The sequence below is a fragment of the Sphingomonas sp. FG14 genome (assembly GCF_057809675.1).
Genome location: NZ_JBMDKK010000001.1, coordinates 1,549,686 through 1,568,297, shown reverse-complemented (window position 1 = coordinate 1,568,297; position 18,612 = coordinate 1,549,686). Strand labels below are relative to the sequence as shown.

The following is an 18,612-nucleotide window of genomic DNA, read 5'->3' as shown; positions in this document are numbered from 1 at the left end:
CAGGGGGTGTCCATGCAACGCGATACGATCCCGACCATGCCGGCGGCGGCGCTGGCGATCACGCTGCTGCTGGCTGCTTGCGGCGGCGACGGCACGCCGGCGGGCGGCGGCACCATCGTTTCGCCGGGGACGCCAACGCCACCACCACCACCACCACCACCACCACCACCACCACCACCACCGCCGCCGCCACCGCCCGTCACCCATGTCGGCGCGGTCTATGCGGGCACGAACAATAATGGCCCCGGGGGCAATTGGGTGGTGGGTTTCGGCCGCCGGGCGGACGGAACGCTCGATCCGCTCGGCGCCTATGAGACGGGCGGGATCGGCCGGGCGAGCCTTTCCTCCACACCGCCACGGCTGAATTCGCTGATCGCGGAGGATTCGATCATCGCGGTCGACGATCGCTTCCTGATCGTGGTCAATGCCGGCACCAATGACGTCACCAGCTTCCGCATCAACAATGACTACAGCCTGTCGCGGCTGGACGTGGAAGCGAGCGGCGGCACCGCGCCGGTCAGCCTCGCCTATGCGAACGGCGTCGTCTATGTCGCCAATGCCGATGAGGACGGCAGCTTCACCGCGCCGCCGAACCAGAGCGGCAACATCACCGCGATGCGCCTGGACCCCGCGACCGGCCAGTTGACGCGCATCGCCGGCTTCTCGCTCAGCCTGCGCGCGCGTCCGGCGGATCTGGAGGTGACGCCCGATGGCGCATGGCTGATCGCATCCTCGCTAAACGCCGCGTCGCCCCAGATCCCGCAGCCGACGGCCGCCGAGATATCGAGCTTCCGCATCCAGGCCGACGGCACGCTTGTCGCGACGCCTGCGGGCACCGGCATGTCGACGCTGTTGGGCAATGCGGCGGGACGGCACCTGCCCAATGCGATCGGAATCGAGACCTGGCGGGTGGGCGGCCGCCAGTTCGTGATCGCGGCGGAGGCGCGGACGGTGTCGTCGACCGGCGTTCCCTCCGCCACTTTCGGCGCGCTGCAGACCGCTTCGGTCTCGACCTGGGAAATTGCCGCCGATGGGAGTTTCCTGCCCCGTTCGCAGGATTATCCGCTGGGGCCGTCGGTCAGTTCGGGGCCGACCCAGGCAGGCTTCCTCGTCTATTCGCCGATCTATTCGACCTTCTGGGTCGCGGCTTCGGCGGGTGCGACGATATCGGGCTATGGGCTGCATGACGACGGCACGATCGCGCGCGGCGAGATCGTTGCGCGCGGAATCGCCGCCGATCCGGCCTCTGCCAGTCCGCTCGCCAATGCCGACGGCTATGTCGATCTCGCGATCAGCGCCAATGGGCGCTGGCTGTACCAGCTTGTCGGCCTGAAAGGCAGGATCGACGTCTATGAGATCGACACGCTGGTCGCCTTCAACATCGCGCGCCGCCAGCAGGTCACCAGCGGTCTGCTGCCGATGGACAATCTTCAGGGGTTGGTATCAGTGGGCAATTGAAGGGGCACGAGGGTGCCTTCAGGGATTATTCCCAGGCCTTTTGACGTGCGCGCTCGCGCATTCCCTCGATGAACGCGCGCACCGCCGGCATTGCCGCGCGACCGGAATCGTAGAGAAGGCTGACGGGCATGGGTGGTGGGGCGTGGTCGGTCAGCACCGGCACCAGCCGCCCGGCGGTGATCGCGTCGCGCGATTGATAGCTCAGCACATTCGACAGCCCCAGGCCCGCCTCCGCCGCCGCGATCGTCGCGTCGATCGTGTTGACGGTCAGGCGCGGGACCACCTCCACCACGGTCTCCCCCTTCATCCCGAACGGCCAGGCGGCGCCCACGCGCACGCCGCTGCCGGTGATGCAGCGATGGCGCGCCAGATCGGCCGGGGCGGCGGGCACGCCATGTTCTGCAAGATAGGTGGGGCTGGCGACGATCGTCTGCCGCACCGATCCGATCGGAATCATGCGCAACGCGCTGTCGGCGAGCGCGCCGATCCGCACCGCGACGTCGATTCCTTCCTCGACGATGCGAACATTGCGATCGAGCAGCATCATCCGCGCGCTCAACCCATCATGGCGGGCAAGCAGCGCTTCGATCACCGGCAGCACATGCAGCCGTCCGAACATCACCGGCGCTGTCACGTACAACTGCCCACGTGGCACCGAACGCCCGCCCGTCACCACCTGTTCGGTTTCGCGCAGATCGGCCAGGATCCGGCGCGCGCGATCGAGCAGCGCCGCGCCCTCGTCAGTCAACGATACGGCGCGCGTCGATCGGTGGAACAGCGTCACGCCCAGATGGCGTTCAAGCGCGGCGACCGCCCGGGTGATGGCGGGCGGTGAGGTGCCTAGCGCGCGCGCGGCGGCCGCGAAGCCGCGCAGATCGGCCACCGCGACAAATGCCGAGAGGGCTTCGAACCGGTCCATTATTTCTCCAGGTGAAATAGTGAACACGAATATTCCATGATTATCGCGTGTGTGGCAACGCGATATGATCGTCGACATGGCACAGACCTATCTCCACACCATGTTCGGCGACGGCGCCCGCGCATTGCAACAGGCGGCGGGATCGCGCACATCCTATGCGCGGATGGAGGCGGGCGCGGGCGAGATGGACGTGCTCACCGACCGAGAGCTCGATTTCATCGGCTCGCGCGACAGCTTCTATATGGCGAGCGTCAGCGAGGATGGCTGGCCCTATGTTCAGCATCGCGGCGGCCCGGCCGGGTTCCTGCGGCACATCGCGGGCAATCGCATCGGCTTCGCGGACTATCGGGGCAACCGCCAATATCTGTCCGCCGCCAATCTGGCCGCCGACGACCGGGTGTCGCTGTTCCTGATGGATTATCCCAATCGGCGCCGGCTGAAGCTGATCGGCCATGCCCATGGCAGCGACGATCCCGCCGATATCGCGGCGCTGATGGCGCCGGATCATGCCGCCGAGCCTGAACGCGCTTTCCTGATCGACGTGATCGGGTTCGACTGGAATTGCCCGCAGCATATCACGCCGCGCTTCACCGAGGCGGAGGTCCGCCACGCCACCCAGCCGCTGTTCGCCGAACTGGCGCGGCTGCGCGCGCATATCGCAAAACTGGAAGGAGATCGGCCTTGACCGAAAAGCTCACGCGCGGTGTTCATCATATCGGCCTCACCGTTCCTGATCTCGATCAGGCGCGCGCCTTTTTCTGCGGCCTGCTCGGTTTCGACGAGGTCGGCGGGGTACCCGATTACCCCTCGATCTTCGTATCCGACGGCAGGATCCTGCTCACCCTGTGGCGCGCCGCCGATCCGCTGACCGCCCGCGCGTTCGATCGGCGCGCCAATATCGGGCTTCACCATCTGTCGCTCGCGGTAGCGGATGACGAGGCGCTGGAGGCCGTGTGGACCAAGGCGCGCGCGCATCCGGGTGTGGTGGTGGATGCAGCGCCCGGCCCGATCCGGCCGGGTTCAGCGACGCGGCATTTCTTGATCTTCATTCCCGGTGGGATCCGGATCGAGTTCGCGACGCCATTCGGGTGAGGACGGTGGCTGGTCGAAAGAGCGACATTGCCCTCCGCCACGGATCGTGACACCTCTGTCGCCGGAACGACGTGCATAGGGCGGGCGGCATGCGCGGGCGTTCCTGGTGGTGGCGACGCCGACGGAACCGAAGGCTGAAGCGCGGCGCATCGCGCGCATATCGATTCCGGTGAACCGGCGCATCTAGTGCACTTTTCGCGTCGGACCTGCCCTGTCCCGCCCCTCGCGCGGAAATGGCCTGTCTTTACGACGGTGGGCGCAGGAATTGGTTTTCCGTAGAAACGGCACAAACACAATCGCTTACGCAGGCCGCCTGTCCGATCCGCCAGCGAGGTGCCGGACATCGGAAGCCTGTTATCACGGTCGACAGCCGTAGCTTGCGATTTTCTTAATCAGAAAATTCTCTCTATGACGGAAAATTCACTTGCGAATTATTGCAAAATGGAGAAATAGGCGCGGTTGAGGCGCAGCGGATCGCCCAATGCCGAAATAAGAGGGGATTTCAATGAGAAACGTGACGAATTCGGTGCGCCATCGGGACATGATGCGCGCTCTCCTTGGCACGGCCGCGCTCTCGCTGGCTTTCATGGGCTCGCCGGCGCTGGCCCAGGACGCAGCCGCCGCGAGTGACTCGGCGGACGCTTCGGCCGAAGACATCATCGTCACGGGTTCGCAGATCGCCCGCAGCGGATTCGATACGCCGACGCCGGTGACCGTCGTCAGCGTTGCCGATTTCGAGCGCGTCGCGGCGCCCAATATCGCCGACGCGCTCAACCAGATGCCCGCGCTGAAGCCGAGCATCACGCCTGCGGCGACCACCAACCTGTCCAAGCTGGCGGGCGCGAACTATCTCGATCTGCGCGGCCTCGGCTATCTGCGCACGCTGACCCTGATCGACGGGAAGCGTTATGTGCCGTCGAGCCCCGAAGGCGTCGTCAATGTCAACATCATCCCGCAGGCGGTGATCGGCTCTGTCGAAGTCGTGACCGGCGGTGCATCCGCAGCCTATGGTTCGGACGCCGTCGCCGGCGTCGTCAACTTCCGGCTCGACCACAAGCTCGATGGCGTTCGCGGCAGCGCGCAATACGGTCTGAGCGACTTTGGAGATCACAAGAACTATCTCGGTTCGATCGCATACGGCACGAAGTTCGGCGATGGCCGCGGCCACCTGCTGCTTGGCGCTGAAATCGCCGAGAACAAGGGCATCAAGCGTGTTTCGCGTCGCCCCTGGTCCAATCACAGCGTCATCAACAACCCGGCCTATACGCTCACCAACAACGAGCCTGCCTATATCCTGGTCGATGACGCACGCCTTTCCGAGTCGGCCTATGGCGGCGTGATCAACAGCGTGGCGGGCGGCAATCCCGCTGGTCTGATCGGTACGGAATTCCTGGCCGGCGGCCAGACGCGCCGCTTCGACTATGGCACGCTTCAGGCAGGCGGCACCCAGAATGGCGGCACCGGCGTTGCGGCCACGGGTGATCTCGTGCTCGAACAGCCCTATAAGCGCTGGGCGGCGTTCGGTGCGACCGAGTTCGAATTCTCCCCGCACGCCACCGCCTATGGCAGCTTCAGCTATGGCCAGTCCAAGCTGCGCGGCGACAGCATCATCGGCAACGATCAGATCACGATCCAGCGAGACAACGTCTTCATTCCGGCGTCGGTTCGCTCAATCCTGAATGCCAATCCGGGCGTCACCAGCTTCACCATGGGTCGTACCCTCAACGACTATGGCCGCGGCTATTTCGACCAGAAGGCCTGGAGCTGGCAGGCGATCGCCGGACTGCGCGGCGACATCGCCGGCTCGTGGAGCTACGATCTGTCCTATGCCTACGGAAAGAGCCGCAACAAGACGGTCTTCGCCGGCACGCGGATCACGCAGGCCTGGCGCGATGCGGTGGACGCGATCGACAATCCGAACACCCCTGGTGTCGTCGACCCGATCTGCCGTTCGACGCTGACCAATCCGAACAATGGCTGTATTCCGCTGAACCTGTTCGGTCCGATCGCGCCCGGCGAACAGGCGGCGGCGATCGCCAAGATCCTCGCCCCGTCGTTGCGTGACTGGAATCAGGTCCAGCAAAGCGCGGACCTGATCGTTCGCGGCGAACTTCTCCAGCTTCCCGCCGGGCCGCTCGCCGTCGCGGGCGGCGTCCACTGGCGCAAGTTCACGACCGACGTCCGCTCGGATCCGCTGTCGGCATCGCGTACGCCCACCGGCGGCACCTATCTGCGCGTCGGCAACACGCTGCCGTTCAAGGGTGAGGAAACCGTGAAGGAAGCGTTCGGCGAAATGCTGGTGCCCGTGTTCGCTGACCAGAGCTTCGGCAAGCGCCTTGAACTCGACCTCGCCGGCCGTATCACCGACTACAAGACCTCCGGCCAGGTCGAGACCTGGAAGATCGGCGTGAACTACGAGGTGAACGACGTCGTCCGGTTCCGTGCGACCCGGTCGCGCGACATCCGCGCGCCCAACCTGCAGGAGCTGTTCGCCAAGGGCCAGACACTGGTCTTCACGGTCAGCGATCGCGCCCGTCAGGTCCCCAACCTCAACGGCGTGGTCGGTCCGGACAATTACACCGCGACAACCACCTCGGGCGGCAATCCCGGCCTGAAGCCGGAAAAGGCCGACACGTTCACCGCCGGCCTCGTCCTGTCGCCGGCACCGCGGATGCGGATCTCGCTCGATTATTATAACATCAAGATCAACGGCGCGATCTCGACGCTGGGCACCGGCGCGATCCTCGACCAGTGCTTCAACGGCAACAATGCGCTCTGTTCGCTGATCTCGCGCGAATCCAGCACCAACGGACTGTCGCCGGGCCGGATCACCAACATCCTGCTCGCGCCCGCCAACATCCAGGGCATCAAGACGCAGGGTGTCGACTTCGAGGCGGCCTACAGCTTCCCGTTTGCCAACGGGACGCTCGGCATCCGCCAGCTGGCGACCTATGTCGACCAACTCGATCTGATCGGGTCGCAGGGCGAGATCACCGAACTTGCCGGCACCACGGCGCAGGTGGCGATCGACGGTCCCAGCGGCACCTCGCGGATCCGCACCTCGACGATCCTGGACTTCAGCAACGACGCGTTCCGGGTGAGTGCCACCGGCCGCTATGTCAGCGGCGGCCGCGTGACCCGCGACATCGATTCGGACAAGCCGCTGGTGCCGATCAGCGATCCGATCCGGGTGAAGGGCCGCTTCTATCTCGACCTCGGCGCGGAAGTGACGCTGTTCCGTCCGGGCGAAGATGGCCGGGTGGCGTTGTTCGGTTCGGTCCTGAACGCGTTCAACAAGATGCCGCCGATCACCGGCTACGACGAATATGCAGCCCCCCGGCAACTGTTCGACGTGATCGGTCGCCAGTTCACGGCCGGCGTGCGCTTCAACTTCTAAAGTGGTTCCGAGGCAGGTGGCAACATCTGCCGGCTCGGGAACCACGGTCAACAAAGGATATTCAGAGACGACCTGGTTCAATCTGAACCGGATCGTCTCTGAAACCTGCGGATCGCCGCCGCCGGGACATGGTCCCGGCGGCGGTTGTCACAATCGGAATCTTTCGCCGGCGGTTGAATTGCCGGCCATTTCCTCAAGCGCCGGCCCGTGCCTTCCAGGCAGTGAGCACCGCCGCTTCCTTTTCGGGCGTGATGGCGAAGCTCGCCTTTGTGCGCCGCTCGGCGGAGACGGCGTCCGAGTTCCACCAGGCCAGCGTGTCGCGGATCGTTTCGGCCAGCGGGCGATGGGTGAGGCCGTGCGCCAGCGCCTTGTCGAAATTGACGGTGGAGAAGCCTAGCGCATTGCCGCGCGGCAGCGCCCAGGGCACGGCGCTCGTCACCTCGTGCTTGTCCAGGAAGTCGTAATCGTCGACCCAGGTGAATTGCAGCGGATTGTCCGTGCTCACCGCCGCGCGCACGCCGCCGAGCAACTCGCCCATCGACAGCGACGATCGCGGGCCGGCGACATTGAAGATGCCCGTCGTCCGGTCCTCCATCATCCGCACCATCCATTCGGAAAGGTCGCGGACGTCGACCAGTTCGACGCGGTCCGACTGCCGGCCCGGCGCCAGCACCTCTCCCCCGCGCGCCACGCGCTGCGGCCAATAGGGAAAGCGATCGGTGGTGTCGCCAGGCCCCACGATATAATGCGGCCGCACGATCATCGCCTTGCCGGGGAAGGCCTTCTGGGCCTCGATCTCCGAAAGCGCCTTGCTGACCCCGAAGGTGCTGCCCGGATCCTGCGGGATCGCTTCCAGGCGCGGCTTGACGTTCTCGTCGATATTCGTCGTCAGGAACGGATAATAGACGCTGGCGGACGAGACATATTGGTAGATGCCGGCGCGGCCCCGCAACAGCCCGGCCGACATGCGCACCCAATCCGGGTTCGTGGCCGAATTGTCGATCACGCAATCCCAGGATCCGGTTTTCAGCGCGTCGAGCTGCCCGTTGCGGTCGCCCTGAAGATGCGTCACCCCCGCGGGCAGATCGGCCTGCCGCTTGCCGCGATTGAAGACGGTGACATTGTGGCCGCGCTCGACGGCGTAGCGAACCTGATAGGGCCCGATGAAACCGGTGCCGCCCAGGATCAGGATACGCATCGGCGCACGCGCCTTGCCGGCAGGCGCTGCCGCACGCGCGGCGCCTGCGGCCAGCGCCAGGCCGATGCCCGCGCCTCCCGACATTTTCACGAAATCCCGTCTTGTCGTCATTTCCGGCCCCTCCCTGCGATAGCATTGGTCTATGCGAGCAGGCGCGCCGACCTCAAGCCGCTATCTGCGAAAGGCGGACAGGGTTCGGCATATGTCGGGGTGGGGCAGGGGTGCCCGCGCCGATGGAACGACCGGATGGCCTTTGTGGTTCTGAAGCGCATGGACAGGATGAAGATCTGCACGGCGCTCGCGCCCGTATCGCTGCTGCTGCTGGCGTGCGAGCGAAGCCGAAGCCCGGAAGAACCCGTCGCGCCGCCCGTCACCGAAACGAATGCCGGCCTGGAAACGGCGGCGTCGCGCGAGGACCCGGCCGTTACGGGAGCGTCGGGTGCGGACGCCGGGCCGCCAAGACTCACCCCGGAGGCCGAAGCCGGCGTCAAGGGTGCGCGCAACATCCTGCTTGCCTTCGCGCACGCGATCGAGCGGAGCGATTATGAGCGGGCCTGGGCGATGCTCGGCCCGACCGACAAGCGAAAGTGGAGCAGAACGGCGTTCGCCGCCAATTTCGCGGATCTGAGCGAAACCATGGTCGCCGTTCCCGATGGCACGATGGAGGGCGCCGCCGGCTCGAGCTATTACACCGCGCCCGTCACCATCACGGGCAAGGACAAGGATAGTCGCCCGGTGCGGATCGAGGGCAAGGCGGTGCTGCGGCGCGTCAACGATGTCGACGGTGCGTCCCCCGCGCAGCTGCGCTGGCATTTCGAAACGCTGACGTTCGACTGGACGCATTAGAGCATCGTGCGGAAAAGTGGGAACCGATTTTCCGTAAAAACGATGCGATCACAAACATCTAGAGTCGGCTGCGTGGTTCATGTTTCGCGCAGCCCGCTCTAGGGCCTTGGCTCGAAAGGCGGGCATCGGTTTCCCGCCGGATGATCCTATCCGGGCTCGCCACGGCCCCGAAAACAGGCCGCCAATGCCCAGCCCAGCAATGCGCATCCGCCAAGCCACATCAGAAAGGCCGGTGCATCGCCGACCCATATGCAGGCGACGCCAGGAATGCAGGCGGCCGCCGCGAGCAAACGCCGCTGCCTTGTGGCCATCCCGTCGCCCTTGATACCGATGGTCCGCCGACGCTTCGGATCGCCCATGCACAGGAGCATGATCGGAATGGCCGAGAGGGCGAGGGCGCCCAGCGCCGTGTAGATCATCGTCATGCGTCGGCCGCCGCGGCGATGGCCGGAAAGGGCCGGTCCGGCGTGCGAAACGCCGTCCAGCAGCCATGGAGCAGCCAGACGCCGGCGATGAGGAAGGCGATGTCGAGCGCGGCGATGATCGGCTGGCCGACCGCGACGGCCTCACTCCAGCCGGGGCCGCCCGCGATCGCGAGACGCAACAGGGGGAGGATGAGCGCGACGGCGCCGGTCGCGCCCTTGAGCATCTGCGTGAGCGCCTCGTTCGAGCGCGCGAAAAAGCCCGCAAGGATCGCGGCGGTCGATGCGATCAGAAATGCGGCTGTCGTCCAGTACACCGCCGATCCGAGCGGCATCGCGACCAGGAATCCGGCGGCGGACGCGAGAAGCCCGAGCGGCAGGCCGAAGCCGACGACCGTCAGCGAGCGTTCCAGCCAGGCGAGCGAGCGTGCTTCCGCCCTGCGCCGGACCACCCAGAGCCGCATGCCGGTGAAGGTGACGTAGCACACGGCGAAGCCCAGCCCGAACCAGATCGCCTTGGACAGCAGGCCCGCGAAATTGCCGAAATGCAGCGGCCCCATGATCCCGGCGATCGTTCCGCCCGCCGATGGGCGCGTCCCCACGGTCGGCTTGGCGCGTTCGAAGGTCGCGGTCGCGCCATGATAGAGCAGCGAGACGGGTTCGATATCGCTGGCCTTCGGATTGTGGAAGGTCGTCACCTGCGCATCGGCGCGGCCGAAATTCTCGACCGCGATGAAGGTGGGCGCCTCGCCGGTGCGGCGGACGGCGTCGGCGGCGATGCGATCGAGATTACCGATGGCAAGCGGGCGCGGATCGGGCGTGCCGGGGTTGCCGAACACCGCCTCGCTCAACGCCTCCACATCGCCGCCGAACGCGGCCATCGCGACCACGGGCACGCCGATGGTGCCGAAAAAGGAGAAGAAGCTGCCGGTGAAGGCGAGGACGAAGGCGAAGGGCAGGCTCCAAGTACCGGCTACGCTGTGCCTGTCGCGGTCGACCAGCACCGGATTGGCGCGGCGGCGCAGGGTGAAGATGTCCTTGAACAGATGCCGGTGGATCAGCAGGCCGGAGATCGCAGCGACCAGCATGGCGAGGCCCAATATGCCGGTCAGCAACAGGCCCCAGGGGTTGGGCACATGCAGGCGGACATGGGTGTCGACCAGGAAACTGCTGAGCGCATCGTCGTTGCGCGGGCCGAAGATATCCTCGCTGAAGCCCTTTACTGTGCGGAGGAGGTGGCCCGACGTGTCGAGCTGATAATAGATGCCACGCTCCGTTGGCATGCCCTTCGCGTCGATCTCGTCGCGGTGGAAGAACACGCCCAGGCCATGATCGCCGATCTCGAACAGGTTGACCGCCTCGCGATATTCGGGCGGCGTTATTGCGGAGAGCTGGCGGACCCTGCCGTCGATCGGTTTTTCGAAGGCGGAAAGCGTGGTGACATGGCCCGCCGACCATGCACCGATTTCCTGCGCGAAGACGGCGGCGGTGCCCGTCAGCACCACGGCATAGAGCAGCAGGCCGAGCAGGATGCCGGACCAGCCGTGCACCGCGACCATCGCCTTGGTCTCATCCTTCTTGAGATGGATCATCCGGCCTTCTCCGTAACCGGCGCCTGGCCGATGAAGCGCGATGCGATCAGCCCGCCATGAACCAGGAAAAGCGCGGCGGCGACCAGCGCCACGCGGGCGATGCTGCGATCGAGGCAGGCATGAAAGAACAGCATCGCCCAGATCAGCGGGGCGAAGACGAGCGGGAAGGCGAGATTGTCGATGCCGGCCGCCCCGCCGGGCAACCATAGCGGCATGCCGGCCAGCAGCGTCAGTGCCACGATGATCGCGCCCGGCCCGGCGAGGAGGATCCGCGCCCATCGGCGCCGGGAGCGGGGCCGCACTGCTTCCATCTGATCGCGCATGGTGGCCGGGGTAAATCGGATGCGTTTCATTAGCAAGAAAAATGCTATTGATAATTCTTCGCAATAATATAGTTCGAGCCGAATTCCGGACTCAGCGAATAAAAAGGGCGCGAAATGGCGAGAATGATCCTTATGGCGGGGCTGGCGGGCGCGCTGGTCAGCCAGGCGGCATGGGCGGACGACAATGTGCCTGCTGGCGAAGACCAGGACGATATCGTCGTCACCGGCGCCATTGCCGGCACCAAGACCGAGACCCCGCTGGTCGAGCTGCCGCAGCCGATCACCATCGTCACATCGGAACAGTTCATCTCGCAGGGCGCGATCAGCATCAGCGATACGGTGAAATATGCCGCCGGCGTACTCGCCAATCCCTATGGCCGCGACACGCGCGTCGACGGCTTCAACGTCCGCGGGCTCGATGCGCTGCAGTTCCGCGACGGCATGCGCGACATCTTCTCCTATTATGCCAGCATCACCTCGGACCCCTATAATTTCTCGCGCGTGGAGATCGTGCGCGGCCCGGCTTCGGTGCTGTTCGGCCAGGGATCGATCGGTGGGCTCGTCAATCTCGTTTCCAAGACGCCGGAGTTCCGGACGGGCGGCGAGCTGAACCTGGTCTATGGCAGCTACGACCGCAAGGAGGCGCTGGGCGACATCAACATCGCGCTGTCCGACACGCTGGCGATCCGCGCGGTCGGCCGCGTCCGCGACGCAGACACCTATGTCGATCACGTGCCCGACGATCGCGTGATGTTCGCGCCCTCGATCCGCTGGCAGCCCACGCCCGCGACCGACATCGTGCTGACCGGCCTCTATCAGGAGGACGATACCGGATCGACGTCGCAGTTCCTGCCGATCGTCGGCACCTTCCGCCCGAACCCGGGCAATCCCGGCGGCCGGCTCGATCGCTACACCTTTGTCGGCAAGGCGGGGTGGGATCGCTATAACGGCCGCTCGCTGCAGGGCGGCGCCGCCATCACCCACCAGTTCTCCGACGCCGTGCGGCTGAGCCTGAAGGCGCGCTATATCGACAGCGACCTCGAATATTTCACGCATTATGCGGACAGCTACAGCTATCCGACCAATCCTTTCTCGGTCTACGGTACCGACGGCCGGACGATCGGCATGACCGCCGACGCCAGCGACGCGCGGATGAACGTGTTTTCCACCGACAACAACCTGCAGTTCAGCTTCAACACCGGTGCGAATATCGAGCATAAGCTGCTCGTCGGCATTGATTATAGCTGGAACAGGGTCGGCAAGCGCTATGCCGTCACGACGCCGGAAACCGTGGACCTTTACGACATCGATTATGATGCGCTGCTCACCTATGATCCCAGTGGGCCGTTCTTCTACGAGTCGCAGAAGCAACTCGGCATCTATGTGCAGGACCAGATCCGCTTCTTCGACCGCGTCTCCGTTGTGCTGGGCGCACGCCGCGACCATGTGACGGGATCGTCGGGCAACACCGACAATGCCACCACGTTCCGCGCGGGCGTCATCGGCGAGATCGGCGCGGGCTTCTCGCCCTTTTTCAGTTACACTGAAAGCTTCCTGCCGATCGCCGGCTCGCTGACCAACCCGGACGGCAGCATCGGTGACCCCTTCGTGCCGCAGACCGGCACCCAGTTCGAAGGGGGCGTGAAATGGCAGCCCGGGCGCAATACGCTGGTGACGGTGACCGCCTTCCACATCAAGGAGCGCAACCGCGTACTCTATCTGAGCAACGGCGCCACCACCCAATCGGGCGAGCTGAAGACCAAGGGTATCGAGATCGAGGCGAGCCATACGCTGCCCGGCGATTTCGAGCTGCTGGTCAATTACGGATACAGCAAGCTGCGGTCCGAGGTGAACACCAGCCTCGACTATATGCCGCGCCACACCGCGTCGATCTGGTCGACCAAGAGCTTCGGCGTCGCCGACGGCGCGCGGCTGCGGCTGGGCGCAGGCGTCGTCCATAGCGGCAAGAGCAAGTCGACTGGCGGGCTCGATCCCTATGGGCTCAATCCCGCCATCCCGGCGGGCACGCTCTACACGGTCGTTACGCCGTCTCGCACGACGGTGGATGCGCTGGCGGAGATCACGTGGGACAAATGGCGCTTCGCCATCAACGCGACCAACCTGCTCGACAAGCGCTATTTCGCGTCGTGCCTGGCGCGCGGCGACTGTTTCATGGCGGCGCCGCGCAACGTGATGGCGACGATGGGCGTCCGCTTCTGAGCGTGGCGGCGATCGGTCCCGCCGGGCGTCATCGCCATTGCGGCGACGCGCGCTTCCTGCCACCGCTGGGTGATGGATACGCATCGGGCAGATGATCGAAACGGCGGAGCGGAGGCCGCGGATCGTGTCGCCGCAAGCTTCGCCAAGCAGGGGCTGATGGCCACATTGGGGGCGGAACTCGGCGATGTCTCGCCGGGCGCCGTCGAGATATTGCTGCGGCCACGGCCGTCCGTTTCGCAGCAGCACGGCTTCGTCCATGCCGGCGCGCTGAGCGCGATCGCCGATACGGCGGCGGGCTATGCCGCGCTCAGCGTGATGCCGGCGGGCAGCGGCGTGCTCACCACCGAATTCAAGATCAACCTGCTTGCACCCGCAACGGGCGAGCTGATCCGCGCCAGGGGGCGGGTGGTGAAGGCGGGCAGGACGCTGATCTTCGCGCAGACCGATATCGTCGCCGAGAGCGAGGGCAAGGAACGGCTGGTCGCCTATCTCACCGCCACACTGATGGTGATCGCCGGACGCGACGGCATCAGCGACTGAGCTTTTGCCGCTCATGTCGTGGATCGGCGCGACGGCCACGTGACAGCGCCCGCGATCGCGTTATCACTGATGCGAAGCGGCCCGGCGATGGCACGGGCACGGATGCGAGGGGGCAATGATGGGTGACTTGATCCACAGCCGGCGCGATTTCATCGCGAGGGCGGGTTTCGGCATGGGCATGATCGGCCTGCCCGGCAGCGGCTGGGCGCGGGGATCGGCGGCGCCGGACCTGATCGTGTTCAACGCCAATGTCTGGACGGTCGATCCCGAACAGCCGGGCGCGCAGGCCTTCGCGGTCAAGAACGGGCGTTTCGTCGCGGTCGGCACCAATGACGAGATCAAGGGCTATGCCGGCCCTGCAACGCAGCGCATCGACGCGGCCGGCGCGACGGTGGTGCCCGGTTTTATCGACGCGCATATTCATGCCAGCGGCCATGCGGCGCTGTACGACGTCGTCGTCGGCAATCCGTTCGAGGTCGAGTTCATGACGATCGCGACGATCCTCGACCGGTTGCGCCAGCGCGCGAAGGAAACGCCGCCGGGCGTGTGGATCGACGGCGCCTTTTACGACGATACCAAGGTGAAGGATGGGCGCCCGCTCACCCGCCAGGATCTCGACACCGTCTCGACCGAGCATCCGGTCCGCGTGCGCCATCGCGGCGGCCATACCTGCTGGTACAACAGCAAGGCCTTCGAACTGGCCGGGATCACGCGCGATACACCCAATCCGCCGGGCGGCGAATATTTCCGCGACGCCAGGGGGGATTTGACCGGCCGTGCCGCCGAACGCGCCAACCAGATATTCTACACCGTCGGCAAGGCGCCCGAATTCACGCCGGCGCAGAAGGAGGAACGCGCCCGCGCCGCCGCCGCGCATTTCTCCAAACAGCTTGTCCGCTACGGCGTCACCAGTGTGCAATCGAGCACCGCGCAATATGACGATCTCGTCGCGCTGCAGGCCGTCCGCGCCGCCGGAGACCTTCGCCACCGCGTCAGCTTCGAAGTGGCGGGCGACCTGCTGGACGGGATGATCCGGAACGGCATCAAGAGCGGCTTCGGTGACGACTGGATCCGGCTGGGCGCGACCGCCGAACATGCGGTGGACGGATCCTTTTCCGAACGCACCATGGCGATGTCCAGGCCCTATGTCGGATCAAACCCGCCCAATTACGGGATATTGGTGGAAACACAGGATGCTCTGAACGCCTGGGTGGAGCGCGTCCACCGCGCGGGCATAAGGCTCAACTGCCATGCCAATGGCGATCGCGCGATCGCCGCGACGCTCACCGCCTATGAACGTGCGCTCACCACAATGCCGGTGGCGGACAGCCGGCCCAAGATCACGCATTGCACGATGGTGAACGAGGATCTGGTGCGCCGCATCAAGGCCATCGGCGCGATCCCGGCGCCCTTCACCAGCTATGCCTATTACAACACCGACAAGTTCGGCTTCTACGGCGCGGAGATCATGGATCACTGCATGGCGTTCCGGTCCTTCCTGGATGCCGGCATCCCGGCGGCGGCGGGCTCCGATTATTTCCCCGGCCCGTTCGCGCCGCTGATGGGCATCCAGGGCATGGTGACGCGCAAGGGCTGGAACGGCGAGACCTGGGGCGCGAAGCAGCGCGTGAGCGTGGCGGAGGCGATCCGGATCAGCACCTGGAACGGCGCCTTCGCCAATCATGAGGAAGCGATCAAGGGATCGATCACGCCGGGCAAGCTCGCTGATTTCGTGATGCTGGCGGAGGATCCGCAAAAGGCGGATCCGGAGAAGATCATCGGCATCAAGGTGCTGCGGACGGTGACGGGGGGCAGGACGGTTTACGAGGGGTGAGGGGCGGCGCTCCACAGTCCGGGTTACTCTTTGCCGTGTCATCCCCGCGCATGCGGGGATCCAGCTTCTTCTTCTTTTCCGGATGTCTCACGGAATAGCTGGATCCCCGCGTTCGCGGGGATGACAGGTGGAGGGGGCAACAAGAGGGCGCGCGCAACCCGTTTGACAGCCGCGCGGCCGCCCCATAGCCCTTGGCTCGGCCAATCGATCCGGGGGAATACCGATGAAGCATCTGTTCGCCGCCGTCAGCGCATGCGCGCTCATCTCCTCCGCCGGTGCGGCGCTGGCGCAGTCGCCCGAGCTGCGGCCCGATCAGGTCGCGTTCCGCGATCTCTACAAGGAGCTGATCGAGACCGACACGTCGGTCGCGACGGGAAGCTGCACATTGGCGGCCGAGAAGATGGCGGCGCATCTGAAGGCGGCGGGCTATGCCGACGATCAGTTGACCTTGTTCAAGCTCGACCAATTCCCGCTCGACGGCGGGCTGGTCGCGGTGCTGCCGGGTACGTCGAAGACGGCGAAGCCGATGCTGCTGCTCGGCCATCTCGACGTCGTCAATGCGCGGCGCGCGGACTGGGAGCGCGATCCGTACAAGTTCATCGAGGAAAATGGCTATTATTACGGCCGCGGCGCATCGGACATGAAGGCGATGGTCGCCGCCTGGGTCGATGCGATGGCGCGGTTCAAGAAGGACGGCTTCAAGCCGAAGCGCACGATCAAGATGGCGCTCACCTGCGGCGAGGAATCGGGCGCGCGGATGAACGGCGCGCAATGGCTGGCGGAGAACAAGCCAGACCTGATCGCGGCGGAATTCGCGCTCAACGAAGGGGGCGGGGGCCGTACCGACGGCACGGGCAAGGTCGTCACCCAATCGATGCAGGTGGGCGAGAAATCCAATCGCAGCTTCGATCTGGAGGCGACCAATCCCGGCGGCCACAGTTCGATCCCGGTCGACGACAATGCGATCTACGAACTGGCCGACGCGCTGGTGAAGGTGCGGGCCCATAAATTCCCGATCCGCTTCAACGATACGACGCGCGCCTTCTTCGCCAAGGCGGGGGCGGCGCGCAGCGACGAACTCGGCCAGGCGATGGTGCGGCTCGCGCAGGATCCGGCGGACAAGGCGGCGGAGGCGATCGTTTCGAAGGATCGCGGCTTCAATTCGATGTTGCGCACCACCTGCGTCGCGACCATGGCGGAGGCGGGGCACGCCGCCAATGCGCTGCCGCAGCGCGCCAAGGCGACGATCAATTGCCGGATCATACCGGGCGAGGACCAGGATACGACGCGCGCCGCGCTGCAAAAGGCGATCGGCGATCCCAAGGTGAGCGTCACGCTGGTCGGGCGGCTGCGCCCGATCGCGGTCACCCCGCCGCTCGACCCGAAGATCATGGGACCTGCGGAAAAGCTGGTCGCGCGCTATTTTCCCGGTGTGCCGCTGATCCCGTCAATGTCGACGGGCGCCACCGACGCCACGTTCCTGGCGCCGATCGGCATCCCCACCTATGGCGTGCCCGGCGGCTGGGGCGATCCCGACGGCAATGGCGCCCACGGCCTGAACGAACGCCGGGCGATCCGATCGGTGATGGTCGGCCGCGAATTCCTCTACGATCTGGTCAAGGCGTACGCGAACCAGCCTTGAATGGGTTATCGCGCCGTTTTCCGTGCCCCGCGATGACATCGTGGATCGCGGCGATCACAAGATCGGGGCGTTCGTCCTGGATATAATGGGCGCTGTCGGCGACGCGGCGGTTTTCGCCGCGTGACGAGAGCGCCGCCAGTTGGCGATGCGCCTGGGCGAGATCGGCCTGGAAGGCGGGGATCTGGTCGAATACGGCCTGGGGCGTGTTCGGTGGCAATTGCTGCATCTTCCCGGCGGACAGGACGATGAGCGGCATCGCGCCGTAATTGCGCGCGGGCTTGGCGACCAGTTCGGTGCTGCGCGCGAAATTGGCGGTGAGCGAGATCGTCGCTGCCCAGCGCGCCTGATCCATGTCGCGCGTCTTCAGCGCCTTGGTGAGCGCCTGCGGGTAAGTGGGCGGATAGGCGAGGCACTCTTCGGGGTCGGGAGAGGTCGGGGTCAGCGTGCCGCTCGCCACCGCCGCCGCGCAATCGCGCGCTTTCTTCCGCATGCCCGCATAGATTTCCTCCGCAAAGACGGGGAGCGCGGGGGCTGCCTTTTTCTGGCGGGCTTCCTGGTGCGGGATGCTGGGATCGACCAGCACCATGCCGATCACCTCCCGTGGGTGGCGATCCTTGAACAGCAGCGTTTCATAGCCGCCCATCGAATGGCCGACGAGGATGTAGGGCCCTTTGATGCCGGCGCTTTTGAGCGCGGCTTCGAGATCGGAGGTGGTGGTGTCGACACCCTGTTCGATCCTGCTGCCGTCGCTGAAGCCGAAGCCCGCGCGATCCCAGGCGCAGGCCCGGACGCGATTGTCGCGCGCGACCGCAGGCTGGACGTTGCGCCAGGTCTGCGCCCAGTCGCCGAGCCCCGCCGTCATGATCACGGTGGGCGATCCGCTGCCCAGGCATTTCAGGTGGATGCGGCGGCCATCGGGCAGTTTCGCGAGAATGCCGGGTTTCACATAGGGGGCGAGCAGGGGATCGGGCGTCGCGGGCGGCGAAGGTTGCGCCAGCGCGGTTGCCGGAGAAGCGAAACCCAGAATTGCCGCAAACGCTGAAAACCGCATCGTCCATTCTCCCCGGGCGGTGATATGGCATCGGCGCGAAAAGCTGTCGATGCCATGGATTCCCAAGCTTGAGCCTTG

15 protein-coding genes are annotated in these 18,612 nt (G+C 65.6%); 9 read left to right on the top strand and 6 right to left on the bottom strand.

The window, feature by feature from the left end; genetic code table 11:
• Positions 1-12 precede the first annotated feature (12 nt).
• On the top strand, positions 13-1,458 hold the full coding sequence (locus ACODTA_RS07365) for a lactonase family protein (RefSeq protein WP_489065211.1): 1,446 nt from the start codon (positions 13-15) through the stop codon (positions 1,456-1,458).
• Positions 1,459-1,483: 25 nt separating this feature from the next.
• Here ACODTA_RS07365 and ACODTA_RS07360 read toward each other — a convergent pair whose 3' ends face one another.
• Positions 1,484-2,377, bottom strand: coding sequence for a LysR family transcriptional regulator (locus ACODTA_RS07360; RefSeq protein ID WP_489065210.1), 894 nt, complete (start codon positions 2,375-2,377; stop codon positions 1,484-1,486).
• A gap of 76 nt (positions 2,378-2,453) precedes the next feature.
• On the opposite strand from ACODTA_RS07360, the gene ACODTA_RS07355 reads away from it, so the two are divergent.
• From ACODTA_RS07355 to ACODTA_RS07345, 3 genes are all read left to right on the top strand, one after another.
• Entirely contained in the window at positions 2,454-3,062 is a 609-nt protein-coding gene (locus ACODTA_RS07355; protein ID WP_489065402.1) for a pyridoxamine 5'-phosphate oxidase family protein, read from the top strand.
• Entirely contained in the window at positions 3,059-3,469 is a 411-nt protein-coding gene (locus ACODTA_RS07350) for a VOC family protein (protein ID WP_489065209.1), read from the top strand. The genes ACODTA_RS07355 and ACODTA_RS07350 overlap by 4 nt, the downstream gene beginning before the upstream one ends.
• A gap of 541 nt (positions 3,470-4,010) precedes the next feature.
• Complete coding sequence (locus tag ACODTA_RS07345) at positions 4,011-6,866, top strand: TonB-dependent receptor domain-containing protein (protein ID WP_489065208.1); 2,856 nt, start codon at positions 4,011-4,013, stop codon at positions 6,864-6,866.
• A 193-nt stretch (positions 6,867-7,059) separates the two neighbouring features.
• Here the strand turns inward: ACODTA_RS07345 and ACODTA_RS07340 are convergent, their stop codons facing one another.
• Positions 7,060-8,175, bottom strand: coding sequence for an NAD-dependent epimerase/dehydratase family protein (locus ACODTA_RS07340; protein WP_489065207.1), 1,116 nt, complete (start codon positions 8,173-8,175; stop codon positions 7,060-7,062).
• A 135-nt stretch (positions 8,176-8,310) separates the two neighbouring features.
• Between ACODTA_RS07340 and ACODTA_RS07335 the strand changes: the two genes are divergently transcribed.
• Positions 8,311-8,910 carry a hypothetical protein gene (locus ACODTA_RS07335; RefSeq protein WP_489065206.1) on the top strand — a complete coding sequence of 200 codons (600 nt, stop codon included), beginning with the start codon at positions 8,311-8,313 and terminating at the stop codon, positions 8,908-8,910.
• A gap of 146 nt (positions 8,911-9,056) precedes the next feature.
• Here the strand turns inward: ACODTA_RS07335 and ACODTA_RS07330 are convergent, their stop codons facing one another.
• From ACODTA_RS07330 to ACODTA_RS07320, 3 genes are read right to left on the bottom strand one after another with little or no spacing between them, the layout of a single operon-like run.
• Positions 9,057-9,335 carry a hypothetical protein gene (locus tag ACODTA_RS07330; protein ID WP_489065205.1) on the bottom strand — a complete coding sequence of 93 codons (279 nt, stop codon included), beginning with the start codon at positions 9,333-9,335 and terminating at the stop codon, positions 9,057-9,059.
• Positions 9,332-10,924 (bottom strand): PepSY-associated TM helix domain-containing protein, encoded by a 1,593-nt coding sequence (locus ACODTA_RS07325; RefSeq protein ID WP_489065204.1) that lies wholly within the window; start codon positions 10,922-10,924, stop codon positions 9,332-9,334. Before ACODTA_RS07325 ends, ACODTA_RS07330 begins: the two co-directional genes overlap by 4 nt.
• Complete coding sequence (locus tag ACODTA_RS07320) at positions 10,921-11,247, bottom strand: hypothetical protein (RefSeq protein WP_489065203.1); 327 nt, start codon at positions 11,245-11,247, stop codon at positions 10,921-10,923. The genes ACODTA_RS07325 and ACODTA_RS07320 overlap by 4 nt, the downstream gene beginning before the upstream one ends.
• 114 nt (positions 11,248-11,361) lie before the next feature.
• Here ACODTA_RS07320 and ACODTA_RS07315 point away from each other — a divergent pair, with 114 nt between their 5' ends.
• The 4 genes from ACODTA_RS07315 to ACODTA_RS07300 all read left to right on the top strand — a co-directional run bounded on the left by ACODTA_RS07315 (position 11,362) and on the right by ACODTA_RS07300 (position 17,483).
• The gene (locus ACODTA_RS07315; protein WP_489065202.1) at positions 11,362-13,467 is read left to right on the top strand and encodes a TonB-dependent siderophore receptor; all 2,106 of its coding nucleotides are present in this window, start codon (positions 11,362-11,364) and stop codon (positions 13,465-13,467) included.
• 72 nt (positions 13,468-13,539) lie between these two features.
• Positions 13,540-14,007: a PaaI family thioesterase gene (locus ACODTA_RS07310; protein ID WP_489065201.1), complete on the top strand. Its 468-nt coding sequence runs from the start codon at positions 13,540-13,542 to the stop codon at positions 14,005-14,007.
• Positions 14,008-14,125: 118 nt separating this feature from the next.
• Entirely contained in the window at positions 14,126-15,841 is a 1,716-nt protein-coding gene (locus ACODTA_RS07305) for an amidohydrolase (RefSeq protein ID WP_489065200.1), read from the top strand.
• Between the two features lie 223 nt (positions 15,842-16,064).
• Positions 16,065-17,483, top strand: a complete 1,419-nt coding sequence (locus ACODTA_RS07300; protein WP_489065199.1) for a M20/M25/M40 family metallo-hydrolase — start codon at positions 16,065-16,067, stop codon at positions 17,481-17,483.
• Here ACODTA_RS07300 and ACODTA_RS07295 read toward each other — a convergent pair.
• Positions 17,458-18,534, bottom strand: coding sequence for an alpha/beta fold hydrolase (locus tag ACODTA_RS07295; RefSeq protein ID WP_489065198.1), 1,077 nt, complete (start codon positions 18,532-18,534; stop codon positions 17,458-17,460). The two genes, ACODTA_RS07300 and ACODTA_RS07295, sit on opposite strands and share 26 nt — an antisense overlap.
• Between the last annotated feature and the right edge of the window lie 78 nt (positions 18,535-18,612).

Excerpts from the sequence above, each read along its gene's own strand:
- ACODTA_RS07365 (WP_489065211.1), top strand. The coding sequence starts at position 13 with ATGCAACGCGATACGATCCCGACCATGCCGGCGGCGGCGCTGGCGATC.
- ACODTA_RS07360 (WP_489065210.1), bottom strand. The coding sequence starts at position 2,377 with ATGGACCGGTTCGAAGCCCTCTCGGCATTTGTCGCGGTGGCCGATCTG.
- ACODTA_RS07355 (WP_489065402.1), top strand. The coding sequence starts at position 2,454 with ATGGCACAGACCTATCTCCACACCATGTTCGGCGACGGCGCCCGCGCA.
- ACODTA_RS07345 (WP_489065208.1), top strand. The coding sequence starts at position 4,011 with ATGATGCGCGCTCTCCTTGGCACGGCCGCGCTCTCGCTGGCTTTCATG.
- ACODTA_RS07340 (WP_489065207.1), bottom strand. The coding sequence starts at position 8,175 with ATGACGACAAGACGGGATTTCGTGAAAATGTCGGGAGGCGCGGGCATC.
- ACODTA_RS07335 (WP_489065206.1), top strand. The coding sequence starts at position 8,311 with ATGGCCTTTGTGGTTCTGAAGCGCATGGACAGGATGAAGATCTGCACG.
- ACODTA_RS07330 (WP_489065205.1), bottom strand. The coding sequence starts at position 9,335 with ATGACGATGATCTACACGGCGCTGGGCGCCCTCGCCCTCTCGGCCATT.
- ACODTA_RS07325 (WP_489065204.1), bottom strand. The coding sequence starts at position 10,924 with ATGATCCATCTCAAGAAGGATGAGACCAAGGCGATGGTCGCGGTGCAC.
- ACODTA_RS07320 (WP_489065203.1), bottom strand. The coding sequence starts at position 11,247 with ATGCGCGATCAGATGGAAGCAGTGCGGCCCCGCTCCCGGCGCCGATGG.
- ACODTA_RS07315 (WP_489065202.1), top strand. The coding sequence starts at position 11,362 with ATGGCGAGAATGATCCTTATGGCGGGGCTGGCGGGCGCGCTGGTCAGC.
- ACODTA_RS07310 (WP_489065201.1), top strand. The coding sequence starts at position 13,540 with ATGGATACGCATCGGGCAGATGATCGAAACGGCGGAGCGGAGGCCGCG.
- ACODTA_RS07305 (WP_489065200.1), top strand. The coding sequence starts at position 14,126 with ATGGGTGACTTGATCCACAGCCGGCGCGATTTCATCGCGAGGGCGGGT.
- ACODTA_RS07300 (WP_489065199.1), top strand. The coding sequence starts at position 16,065 with ATGAAGCATCTGTTCGCCGCCGTCAGCGCATGCGCGCTCATCTCCTCC.
- ACODTA_RS07295 (WP_489065198.1), bottom strand. The coding sequence starts at position 18,534 with ATGCGGTTTTCAGCGTTTGCGGCAATTCTGGGTTTCGCTTCTCCGGCA.